This window comes from Flavobacterium sp. CR10 (genome assembly GCF_055814415.1).
In genome coordinates, this window is record NZ_CP185985.1 from 3,949,498 (window position 1) to 3,961,702 (window position 12,205).

Below are 12,205 nucleotides of genomic sequence, written 5' to 3' on the forward strand. Positions count from 1 at the left end.
TTTCTTTTATAAATGGCAAAATTCCATAACAAAAGAAAAATTTCTCTTGTTATGGAATTTTCGAATAAAAAACATAATTAAATCGTAACTATCTTAGTATAAAACCATTCTTCATAGGATCTTTCGGGTCTATTAAAAATGTATTTATTCCCGTTACAAAAGCAGTTCCTTCAACTTGAGGAATTACAGCGTTGAAAGATCCAAATTTTTCTTCTCTCACAAGCGACCCAATAAATGTACTTCCCGTTATACTTTCTATCGTGATAAATTTATTCGTATCTATGGCATTTCTAGCTCTTTCAATTGCTATTCTTCCTGAAACACCAGAACCTGTCGGAGAACGATCTACTTCTCCATCGGCGAAAACGCAAACATTTCGGCTGTGATTGGAAATATCCATTGGTTCATCGATAAAAATAGTTCCGTATAAAAAGCTCAAGTCCTCCTCAAACGGATGTACAATTTCTTTGTCTTGATTCATTACTGCATGTTTTATATCTACACCTGTTTGAATAATTGCGCGATAATTTTCCTCGGTTAAACCAAAATTCAAATGCGTATTTTTTCTCAAATCAACATAAGCATAAAAAGCACCTCCGTAAGCCAAATCATATACAATATTGCCAATACCTTCAACATTTACAATACGATCTAAACCAACTGCAAAACTTGGCACACAATGAAACTTCACTCCTGTTACTTCTCCATTTAATACATTAACAAACGAAAAGATTCGGCCACAAGGAGCATCAATTATCAATTCATTTTCACCCTCTTTCACATTTATCCAATTCATTTTGGCCGCCAAAGTACTTATAGCAATAATAGCATGACCACACATGCTGCTATATCCTTCATTATGCATGAAAAGAATACCAAAATCGGCCCCTTCATCATTTGGCGGAAGCAGAATGCAACCATACATATCAGCATGTCCGCGAGGTTCAAACATCAATGCTGTTCGTAAATAATCATAATTTTCTTTTATATCTCTTCGGTATTCTAAAACAGTATTTCCTTTAAGCTCTGGAAAACCAGAAACAATTACACGCAATGGCTCACCACCTGTATGCATATCAATGGTTTTTATCTGCAGTACAGAAGTATCTGCTTTATAATCTGTATTATTGCAAATATTTTGGTAAGTATTAAGCATTTTTTTTTGTTTTTATATTATACTCTTCATAAAAATATCCCGCTGCAACAAGGTCTTCCAGCGCATGTCCAACAGATTTAAAATAGGTAATTTCATCATCTGATGTTCTACCCAGCTTTGCATTGCTACATAGTTCAAATAAATCTGCTTTGATTGTTTCTTTTGTAATGATTCCATTTGTAAGCGGAATCAAAATATCGCCACTTTCCTTTAGTCCGCCTTGATAAGTATCAAGGAATAGGCTTGATTTAAAAACTGCTTCATCGTCTGCTTCTCGCATATCTTTTTTATATGCCCCTACAAGATCTAAGTGCTGTCCAGCTCTTAGCCATTTTCCTAAAACAAGCGGAACAGGCGATAAAGTCGCTGCTGAAATAATATCAACTTCAGAAATAACTTCTTCTATGGTTGAAACCGGTTTGCAGATCAGTGAAGAATTTTTAAGTGCATCGCAAACTAATTGTGCTTTTTCTACCGTTCTTCCCCAAACATAAACTTCTTTTATTGGTCTAACACTTGCATGCGCCTGAATCAAGTTAATGGCCAATGCTCCAGTGCCAATCATCAGCAAAGATGAAGCATCTTTTCTTGAAAGATAGCTGCTTGCTAAGGCAGATGTTGCAGCAGTGCGTTTGCCTGTCAATGATTTTGCATCAAGAATTGCCTTTATATTTCCTTTATGTCCATCTAGATAAATATAGGTTCCCTGAATGGAAGGCAAGTTATATTTACCATTGTTAGGACTTACTGTAACTATTTTTACGCCTAAATCTTTGCCTGCTTGAAACGCCGGCATTAGTAGTAATGTTGAATCTTTGCCTTCCTCAGGATTAGAATAATCATGATGATGGCGCATGGGCACATTGATATCTGAGGTCGAAAATCCTGCCCGAAGTCTTTCTATAAGTTCTTTAAAATTGCATTTTTCTTCAATGAAATGATCTGAAATAAGTTGTATTGGTTCCATGTATTTTGTTGAAATTTCACTAAAAATAGAAGATTATTTCACCATAATATTATTTCATCGTCAATCGGATAATATATGCCAATTTAGGGTTAATATAGTATAGATTATCTACTTCGCTTAGATTTTACGAAAGATAGAAAATCAAAAAAATGGTTCAATAAAAGAGAAACTATCTGAATTTTTAAATATTTTTTATTAGAAAAATTTAAAGTTTTTTTCAATCTATTTCATCAACTTGATAAATGAAATCTGGCCTGTTTATCATTATTTTTTATTAATGATAAACAGGCCAGATCTAATATTTTACCATTTTATTTAAATAATTTAGACACAAACTGATGAAGACATCTTCGCCAAGTGAGCCATTCGTGGGCTGTTTCAGGCGATTCGTAATATTGATACTAAATTCCCTGTTGTTCTAGCATATTTCGAAACGCACCAACTGATTTAGGAAATGGCACAGGTTCTTTTGTCCCTAATCCGAGCCAGAAGAGTTTAATTTGCTTGTTCAAAGCATTTCCGTCTTTATACTTCCCTTTTAAAAACGTAGAAGCATCAATTGCATCAAAATTTGGGTAATTTGCTGTACCACTAAATCCTCCATAATATGTAAAAGTATCCAAATGATTCATCATAATTCTCATGGTCTGATTGGCTCCCATTGAAAGCCCCGCGATAGCCCTTTTTTCACGTTTTGGAATTGTTCTGAATTTAGCATCAATCATAGGAATAACTTCGGTAATAAGCACCTCTTCAAAAATAGATTCCTTAGGCTTGTTTTTATCCGAAGAATTACCATCTTGAGTTTTATAAGCGTAACCATTATCCATTACAATAATCATGGGAACTGCATTTTTCGAAGCAATCAAATTATCTAAAATCAGGTTTGCTTTGCCTTGTGATGACCAACCCGTTTCGTCTTCGAAACTTCCATGTTGCAAATAAAGAACTGGATAACGTTCTTTTATATTTTCATTGTAACCATCAGGAGTGTAAACAAAGCAGCGTCTAAAGGAATTGGTCAGTTTTGAGAAGTAAATATTCTCGCTTACCAAACCGTGAGGTACATTTTTCAGAGCAAAAAAGTCTTGATCTGCTGACGGAATTTCTATACCGCTTCCTAGTCTCCCTGCACCATAAAAATATAAACTTCCAGGATCAGGAACCGAAGCTCCATCAATATTTAACTGATAATAATGAAATCCTTCATCTTGCGGATTTGACTCTCCTGTCCACACGCCCTTATCGTCTTTTCGCATATCATATTTTACGCCGCCAATGTCAAGCTGCACTTTGCTGGCATTTGGAGCCGAAATACTGGCACGAACACGTCGTTGCGAATTAACTTGAGGAAATATTCTTTCTGGCTGATTCAACGATGAAGGTTTAAAATCTTCAGTTATGGTCTGTTCTGACTGAGCATTTACTGACTGAAAACACAAATTCAAAATTACAATCACTGCGATAATAGATAGTCTCATATTTTTTATTTTTAGTTTATCGTTTTATGCCAATTCGATATTATTTAAATAAAAGAGGAGCCAATTCTTTGAAACTTCTGCGCCAAGTCAAAAATTCATGAGCCGTATTTTCAGAGATATAAGAAACAGCATTAAATCCTGCATCTTTAAGTGTTTTTACGGCATTCTGCACAGATTCTGGTCTTTCGCGGCTGCCACAGCTTATAAAAATTAGCTTTACTTTTGACTTGTCTTTAATCTCTTCAGGTTTGTATGTGCCACCGCTTAAAAGTGCATAATGAGAAAAAACATCCGGTTTATTTAGCGTAATAGAATGCGTTTCCATTCCGCCCATTGAAAGACCTGCCATGGCACGATTTGTCTGATTGGAAATTGTACGGAAATTTGAATCAACATACGGAATTAGCTCATCTACCAGAACCGTTTGAAAAGGCTCTATTTTAAAGCTTGACAGACCGCCGAATTTTACTTCATTTGTCATTCCGTAGGTCATCACGACAATAAATGGCTTTATTTTGCCCTCTGCAATCAAATTGTCCATAATTAAATTTACTCGTCCTTGATTACTCCATGCTGTTTCATCTTCTCCCCAACCGTGCTGCAAATACAAAACCGGATATTTGGCGTTCTTATCTTTATGATATCCTGGCGGAGTATAGACAAATGCTCTTCGTGATGTATTGGTACTTTTTGAAGGGAAAAGAATTTGCTGTACATTTCCGTGCGGAACATCTTTCAATGCATAGAAATCCTGATCATGCGCCGGAATTTCGATACCGCTTTCCCAACGTGTCGATCCATAAAAATTAAGCGCGCCAGGATCATTAAAAATGCCTCCATCAATAGTTACATGATAATAATGAAACCCTTCATCCATTGCGCCTGCTGTAATACCCCTCCAGTAGCCATCCTGATCTTTTTCCAAAACAGTCCCTCCTTTTGCTCCTCCCAATCCTAGGCTTACTACTACCGATTTGGCATCGGGAGCTAAAATTTGAAATCGTGCGTACCCTTGTGAATTAACTTTTGGATATTCCTGTCCTGGCTGATTGAGTGACGAAGGCTTAAAATCTTCAATAATCGATGTCGCGGTTGGCTGTGCGAACCCAACAAATCCCAATAAAATTAATAAGCAAGTAATTTTATACTGTTTCATAATTTTTTGTTTAAAAAGTTATTTTACTTCTGGAACTATAATTTGATATTTTCCGCTAAGATGCATTAAGCTAAAAAGATACATCAGACCGTCATAGTAGGGATCAAAGTAGCCATCTTCGTAAGGTTCAAGCTTAGCATTCCATACAGCATGAACAAAATCTATACTTTCTTTATCGTGATTGACCAATGACGCTGTAGCCGAAGTTGCCACCAATCCGATGGAATGTCTTAATTTTTTCACTGGACCAGCCTGAAGAATAAAATCAGGAGTGGAACCATCCAGATTAAATTGATCTTCGAATTTGTCCAATCCCTTAGATCTCAGAAAATTTTGGAATCGTTTAGCGTATTCTTCCTGCCATTTTTTATCTTTTCCGTACCAAGTATAATCCATTGCTATATTCATAGGCACTCGCCAAGAGTCATAGCGAAATCCTGCAGGCATCCAAGGTGTTGGATGCGGTTCTCCAGAAAACTCAGTATAATCGGAATTAAGACCTGTTACAGGGTGGCACGCTTTATGCAAAAAGTTACGAGAAACCTCTGCGCATTCCTTATAAAATTGTTCATGCCCATCTTTTGCATACAATGCCCATATTTCATAAAATGCCGGAACATGATAAGAAGGATCCGTCCAATTATAGCCACCTCCCTCAGGAACAAATGAAATCTGTTTATGCTCAGTATTTATAACATTGTGCACATTTCCCGTACCGTCTTTTTTCCACATTGCATCCAATATTCTTCTGGCTTCTTTGTAGTAGTCTATTCCTGTATTATTTCCCCATTTATTGGAAGCGAAAAGTAGGCTGGTTACATAGTATAATTCCCCATCTGAAGCAGAGCCTGGAGAATTCTGTTTTTTAGTCAGCGGATTCACGCTCCATGCAAAATAACCTTCTCTTGGTCCATCCTGATGCTGCATGTATTTTACAGACCAGCGCCATAGACGATCGAAAACTTCTTTTTTGTTAAGCTGAACAGCAATCATCATTCCGTAGGACATTCCTTCAGTACGAGCATCCTTATTTTTGACATCAGAAACGTATCCAAGAGAATCTCCCTCTTCAAAATATACTTTATTTGGTCCTTCGAATATATCAAAATAGGCTTTGGCCAATTTCTTGTCTATATCATCTTGACTATAACCCGCTTCCTTAAAAAGATTTCTATATTGAGGCCTTTCGGATTCTGTTTTAGCTTTCTTCTTTTTATTCTGCCCAATTATCGATAATGGTGCTGTGAGCATGAAGATCGTCACAAAAGTTAAAATTTTTATGCTTAATTTTTTATATGCCATCATATCTATCTGTTTAAATAATGTTTCCTCATCAGAAAAAACAAAATGAGATTTTATTTTACAGAACTTACACCCTCTGTGGTTTGTATAATTTTTTGAATAGTTCCGTCTTTATTATAATGCATGTAGTCTACGCAAATTGAACGTCTGTAACTGCCACCTGTTGGCAAGCTTCCATTGTGGTAAAAAAAGTATGACTTTCCTTTATAGTCAATAATTCCAGGATGTGTGGTAAAACTATTCGGCACATTTTCCTGAATAATTCCCTGATACTTCCATGGTCCCGTTATGCTTTTTGCAGTGCAATATTCTATCATTTCAGGTTTTGTTCCAGCGCTGGCATACACTAAATAATAAAGTCCTTTTCTTTTGTACACCCAAGGTCCTTCGATATAATTTTTAGGTTTGAAAGTGGTAATTTCTCCATCCAATTCTATCATGTTTTTCTTAAGTTTTACCCATTTACAGCTTCCATTCCCCCAAAACATATAGGCTTGTCCATCATCATCTATAAATACTGTTGGGTCAATATCATCCCAACCATATTTCATATCTGTTGTCATTTCATTTGTAATAAGCGCTTTTCCAATGGCGTCTTTAAAAGGTCCAATAGGACTGTCTGAAACCGCAACACCTATTGCAGCGCCACCTTGGCTTACCTCATCTTTTTTATGAAATGTAGAAACAAACCAGTAAAATTTTCCGTCTCTTTCTATGCACTGAGCAGCATATGCATCGCCTGTTGCCCAAGAAAATGTACTGGGCGAAAGTAATGCTCCATGATCTTTCCAATCTTTCATGTTGGTTGTAGAAAATACATGCCAGTCGGACATTTTATAATTGGTATCTTCCTGAGTTGCCACATCATGCCCAGTATATAAATACAAAGTACCTTTATGCACCAGAGGAGCCGGATCAGCAGTAAAAATATCTTTGATTATAGGGTTTTGTGCTTCTGTATTTGCGGTAAATAAACTACAAAGAAGCACAAATAAAATTTTACCTGTATTTTTCATTTTTGTTTTCATTTAATTAAATGGTTCTAGAATGCAATCTTTTTTTTCTTCAGTTGTATTTCTCTAAACAATAAACAGCGCAGTAAATGCGCTGTTTATAAAAAAACTAACTTAACTTGACTTTATTTAACTTAAACTAACCAAAATTTAATTATCTTAATAACCAGGATTGTTATCGCTTGGTTTTATTTTCGGATTAGAAGATGTTTCTCTATTTGGTATTGGCCATAGCTCGCTTTTACCAGCTGTAAAACCTGTACCTTGCAATACAGTCGCAGCTATACCCCATCTTATAAGATCATCAAAACGAGATTGTTCTCCAGCAAATTCAACTTGACGTTCGTGCACAATTGCAGCAAAAACCGCTTCTTTTGTTGGTGCAATAGTAGTTGTCAGATTTGCTCTGTCGCGAACTTCTTTAATATAAGCTATTGCTGCTGTCTGAGAACCGCCATCTCTTTGGTTTTCACATTCTGCTTTCATGAGCAATACATCTGCATAACGCATTACTTTAAAGTTAATGCTTGATCGTGTCGCTTCATCCTCTCTGCTGTAATAGTTTTGGTATTTTTTCCAACCCGCTCTTCTAATACCAGCAGAAGTAGTAAAGTTACTTGCTACCATTACCTTGGTTCCTTTTAAATAAGATGAACCTGGTACATAAAAAGTATCTCCAAAACGGTTATCACCTACTTCATAAGAATCTAAAAGTTCATCTGACGGATAAACATTATACCAGCTAAGATTACCATATTCCTGACCTCTAAGCGTTGACTCATCAAAACCAGTTCCTCCACTATCACCAACAGCTCCCCACTGATCACCAGTTCCATTTTTTTCATCAAACTCGATCTCAAAAATCGACTCTTTACCATGTTCTGTTTCTTGCATGAAGTTGTTGTAAAAACTACCTTTATCTTCAAGGCTGTAACCAGTCACATTGTTAAGCGCCGCTAAAGCTTCGTCATATTTCTTTTGGTACAATAATACCTTACCTAATTGTGCATAAGCTACCTCTTTATTGGCTCTCCCTGCAGATTCTGATCCTTTTGGCAAAAGATTTTGTGTTGCAAATACCAAATCCTCTTCAATTAAGGCATACACTTCTGCTTTAGGACTTCTTGCATTTCCTACAATAGTACCTGTTTTATAAATTGGCAAATCGCCAAAACGTCTTACTAATAGGAAATAATAGTAGGCTCTTAAAAAATGAGCTTCTCCTAAATACTTGTTCTTTTTTTCCTGAGACAAAACATTATCGGGAAGAGCATTGATTTTAGGCTCATTATCCAACACAAAATTAGCCCTAGATATTCCCGTAAAACAAGACTCCCAATAGTATTGAATAATATCATTTCCTGCATTAAAAGAAAAATCCTGAAAAGGTTTCTTGTTACCTTCCAACTGCGGATTTCCTAAAGCATCATGTCCCATAAGGTCCATTGCGAAAAAAAGATTTCTGCCATAAAGTCCTCTTGTCTGAAGATTTGCATATGAAGCATTTACGGCAGACTGCACCTGAGTTTCAGTTTTAAAGAAAGTTTCAGGCGATAAAGCATTGGGATTAGTCAATTCTAATTCGCTACTGTCACATGAAGTTAGCGTTAAAGCTCCAGACAGTACTATAAGTATATATTTAATTTTTTTCATCGTCTTTAAATATTAAAATGTAACATCAATTCCAAAAATTACCGATTTCGGCTGTGGATATCTTCCTAAATCGATACCTGCTGAATTTGCATTACCATCTGCTCTTGCAATTTCTGGATCTAAACCAGAGTATTTTGTAATTGTAACAAGGTTTTGTGCACTTAAGTAGAACCTCGCTTTTGAGAAGTAACTTTTAAAAGCATCTCCTGTTAATGTATATCCTATAGCGATGTTTTTTAATCTTGTAAAAGAACCATCTTCGATATAGCGTTGGTTTGCAGATGACCAGTTGATATCTGCCCCTTGAGCTCTTGGTAATGTAGCCGAAGGATTGGTAACAACTCCATTTACAACATTTGCTCTATCTAAAACATCTGTACTTGCATTAAACAAACGGTTCATTCCTTTTAGGTCAAAAGTGTTTGCATTATAAATATCGTTTCCTGCAACTCCCGTGATAAAACAATTGAAATCAAAGTTCTTATATGCTGCACTTAAGTTTAAACCGTAAGTAAAATCAGGGTACGGATTTCCGATGTTTGTTTTATCATCTGAATTGATCACTTTATTACCGTCGCGATCTACAAGTTTAATATCACCTGGTTTTATAGTTGTCTGACCTGGCCCAAAAACAGCATCTACTTCTGCCTGATTTTGGTAAATTCCATTAGTCTGGTATCCATAAAAATAGAATAATGGCTGTCCTACTTCTAATCTAGAGAAATTTTCTAAACCAGCTCTTGGCGATGGACCTCCTAAAACGCTTGTTACTCCAGGCGCTAAGTTAACCACCTCGTTTTTACTTGTTCCTAAATTTGCAACTGCCGACCATGTAAAGTCTCCTTTTCTGTCATTGTAACCAATAGAAACTTCAAAACCGCTTACTTTTACATCTGCAATATTCTGAATTTGAGTTCCGCCACCTGCAGAGCCAACAGAAGCAGCCAAAGGAACTGGAAAAAGAATATCGCTACTTTTATTGTTAAAATACTCAAATGAACCCGTTAACGCATCATCAAATAAACCAAAATCTAAACCTATATTTCTATCTAATTTTGATTCCCATTTTAAATCTGGGTTAGCAGCAACATTCAAAGAAACACCTTGGGCGTTTTCTCCACCAATTGGATAATTGTAGTTTGCCAATAATGAAGCGCTGTATTGATAATTATCTATTCTATCATTTCCAGTTGTTCCTATACTAGCTCTAAGTTTTAAAGTGCTAAAAATAGAATTTTGCATAAAGTTTTCTTTCGCAATATTCCAACCTAAAGCCACTGAATAGAAATTCCCCCAACGGTTATTTGCTCCAAAACGAGAAGATGCATCTCTACGCCCTGAAAGAGCTAAAAGATATTTGCCATCATAGTCATAATTGATACGAGCAATGTAACCAATGTTTTTTTCTTCATAATTTGCAGATCCTAAACTTCCCTCATTATATCTTAACTGATCAATTTCGTTTGAAATGTAGTATTTGCTTCCTGCTGCTAAACTTTGTCCTTTTCCGTCAATTTTAGTAATAACTCCCAATACTTCAAGGTTGTGTTTTTGAGCAATCGTCGTTTTATACGTTAAACTATTATCAAAAACGATGGTTTGCCCTTGCGAATTTGTCTCGTTTGTTGAAGAAAATCCCTGCTTATGCGTTCCACCATCCTGAAAACTCGGAATAAAAGTATGGTCTTTACTTGTAAAGTAATCTAAAGAAACTTGCGATCTGAATTTCAATCCTTTGTAAATTTCCAATTCTGCATAAATATTTCCGATAATAGAAAGGTTATTAATCTTTTGATATCCTAAATTAGCCACACGCACTGGGTTTTCAGCATCATTTCCATCAATGGCGCTAGGGCCTTGATAACCGCCTAAACTATTTTCATTATAAATTGGCAAATAAGGAGCCATTTTAATAGCGTGTTCTAATAATGTTCTTCCGCCTGAGCTGCGTTCTGGATTAATAGTGCTGAAAGAAATCCCCATGTTGCTTCCTATTTTTAGTTTGCCAATATCTTGTGTATTATTAGCTCTAAAAGAATAACGCTCGAAACCCGTATTGATAACAGCTCCATCCTGTTTCATATATTCCGCAGAATAACGTCCTGTTGAAGTTTCTGTACCGTTTGAAAAACTCAAGTTGTAATCTTGCATAACTCCAGTTTGAAAAATCTGGTCTTGCCAGTTGGTATTGATATTTCCAAACTCTGCTGCCCTAGCTGTTAAATCGCTTCCTAAATCTTTAGCATACTGAAGATATTGTTGCGTGTTTAAAACATTGTATCGTTTTGTAATTTCCTGTCCACCAACGTAAGTGCTAAAAGATAACTGCCCTGGGCCTTTTTTTCCTTTTTTAGTTGTTACCATAATAACCCCGTTAAAAGCTTTAGAACCATATAAAGCTGTTGTAGAAGCATCTTTCAAAACGGAAATGCTCTCGATGTCATTAGGGCTTAAACCAGAAAGATTCCCAGTTAAAACTCCGTCAATTACATATAGAGGAGCACTATTTCCCATTGTCGCTAAACCACGAATGCTAACGGTAGGATTAGAGCCGGGAGCACCATTTACAACTGTAACCCCCGCTGCACGTCCTTGCAAAGCAGATTCAGCATTGGTAATAGGCACGGCGGCAATATCTTTTGAGCTTACCGTTGAAATTGCACCTGTTACCTTAGCTCTCTTTTGAGTACCGTAGGCCACTACAACTTCATTTAAATTTTGGGTATTTTGAACAAGTGTGACATTGATTGAGCTTCTTTCGCCTACAGTAATTGTCTGCGAAACTAAGCCAACATAAGAATACGTTATTTTATCGGTAGGATTAACTCCTTTTAAAGAGTATTTACCGTCAAAATCTGTTGATGCGCTATTCTGCGTACCTTCTACATTAATACTGGCACCTGGCAATGGAAACCCTGAAGGGTCGGTAATCACTCCAGTAATGGTCTTTGATTGTGCCATTATACTATGACTGCCAACTAACAGCAGTCCGATTAGTGCAATTTTGAGTTTTAACTTCATATTAATTGTTTTTGTTTGGTTTAAATAGTTAATGGTTTTGTTTTTTTTATTAGTAAGGGTTCATATATTATTTATTCAGTTTATATTAAATCTTTTGTGCAAAAGACGATTTCCATAACGAATCCATTAATAAACAAGAGATCATCACAAATATAAAAAAACAACTTATAAAACAATCGGTTGCTTTATAAATTATTTAAAAAAAACTCAAAAAATAGCATAAATAAAAACATTAAAAATATTTTTAAACCAAAAAAAATGACAATTATATATTTTAAAAATAATTTTAAAATAAAAAATAAAAAATCATTAGTCAACTGACTCATTTTCTACAAAAAATATAAATATTTAAAAAAGAAGATAAAACTTTCAAAAACCATTAAATAATAAGTAAATCTTTACTAAAAAGAGTTAAAAAAACAACTTTTAGAGTTAATCTCATAGCAATATTGATTT

General features: G+C 35.6%; 8 protein-coding genes. All 8 read right to left on the minus strand.

The annotated features are described in order from the left end of the window. Positions 1 to 88: 88 nt before the first annotated feature. On the minus strand, positions 89 to 1,156 hold the full coding sequence (locus ACNRYB_RS17250) for a proline racemase family protein (RefSeq protein WP_473728064.1): 1,068 nt from the start codon (positions 1,154 to 1,156) through the stop codon (positions 89 to 91). Continuing rightward, entirely contained in the window at positions 1,149 to 2,123 is a 975-nt protein-coding gene (gene lhpI / locus ACNRYB_RS17255) for a bifunctional Delta(1)-pyrroline-2-carboxylate/Delta(1)-piperideine-2-carboxylate reductase (RefSeq protein WP_473728065.1), read from the minus strand. The genes ACNRYB_RS17250 and lhpI overlap by 8 nt, the downstream gene beginning before the upstream one ends. Positions 2,124 to 2,524: 401 nt before the next feature. Continuing rightward, positions 2,525 to 3,604, minus strand: a complete 1,080-nt coding sequence (locus ACNRYB_RS17260) for an alpha/beta hydrolase-fold protein (protein WP_473728066.1) — start codon at positions 3,602 to 3,604, stop codon at positions 2,525 to 2,527. A 40-nt stretch (positions 3,605 to 3,644) separates the two neighbouring features. Further along, positions 3,645 to 4,760 (minus strand): alpha/beta hydrolase-fold protein, encoded by a 1,116-nt coding sequence (locus ACNRYB_RS17265; protein WP_473728067.1) that lies wholly within the window; start codon positions 4,758 to 4,760, stop codon positions 3,645 to 3,647. 18 nt (positions 4,761 to 4,778) lie between these two features. Beyond that, entirely contained in the window at positions 4,779 to 6,065 is a 1,287-nt protein-coding gene (locus ACNRYB_RS17270; protein ID WP_242502581.1) for a family 8 glycosyl hydrolase, read from the minus strand. 50 nt (positions 6,066 to 6,115) lie between these two features. After that, entirely contained in the window at positions 6,116 to 7,078 is a 963-nt protein-coding gene (locus ACNRYB_RS17275) for a glycoside hydrolase family 43 protein (protein WP_473728068.1), read from the minus strand. A gap of 156 nt (positions 7,079 to 7,234) precedes the next feature. After that, positions 7,235 to 8,728 (minus strand): RagB/SusD family nutrient uptake outer membrane protein, encoded by a 1,494-nt coding sequence (locus ACNRYB_RS17280; protein WP_473728069.1) that lies wholly within the window; start codon positions 8,726 to 8,728, stop codon positions 7,235 to 7,237. Positions 8,729 to 8,740: 12 nt separating this feature from the next. Further along, the gene (locus tag ACNRYB_RS17285) at positions 8,741 to 11,749 is read right to left on the minus strand and encodes a SusC/RagA family TonB-linked outer membrane protein (RefSeq protein WP_473728070.1); all 3,009 of its coding nucleotides are present in this window, start codon (positions 11,747 to 11,749) and stop codon (positions 8,741 to 8,743) included. Positions 11,750 to 12,205 lie beyond the last annotated feature (456 nt).

Bases quoted from the DNA above. Each gene is read 5' to 3' on its own strand.
- ACNRYB_RS17250 (WP_473728064.1), bottom strand. From the start codon at position 1,156: ATGCTTAATACTTACCAAAATATTTGCAATAATACAGATTATAAAGCA.
- lhpI (WP_473728065.1), bottom strand. From the start codon at position 2,123: ATGGAACCAATACAACTTATTTCAGATCATTTCATTGAAGAAAAATGC.
- ACNRYB_RS17260 (WP_473728066.1), bottom strand. From the start codon at position 3,604: ATGAGACTATCTATTATCGCAGTGATTGTAATTTTGAATTTGTGTTTT.
- ACNRYB_RS17265 (WP_473728067.1), bottom strand. From the start codon at position 4,760: ATGAAACAGTATAAAATTACTTGCTTATTAATTTTATTGGGATTTGTT.
- ACNRYB_RS17270 (WP_242502581.1), bottom strand. From the start codon at position 6,065: ATGATGGCATATAAAAAATTAAGCATAAAAATTTTAACTTTTGTGACG.
- ACNRYB_RS17275 (WP_473728068.1), bottom strand. From the start codon at position 7,078: ATGAAAAATACAGGTAAAATTTTATTTGTGCTTCTTTGTAGTTTATTT.
- ACNRYB_RS17280 (WP_473728069.1), bottom strand. From the start codon at position 8,728: ATGAAAAAAATTAAATATATACTTATAGTACTGTCTGGAGCTTTAACG.
- ACNRYB_RS17285 (WP_473728070.1), bottom strand. From the start codon at position 11,749: ATGAAGTTAAAACTCAAAATTGCACTAATCGGACTGCTGTTAGTTGGC.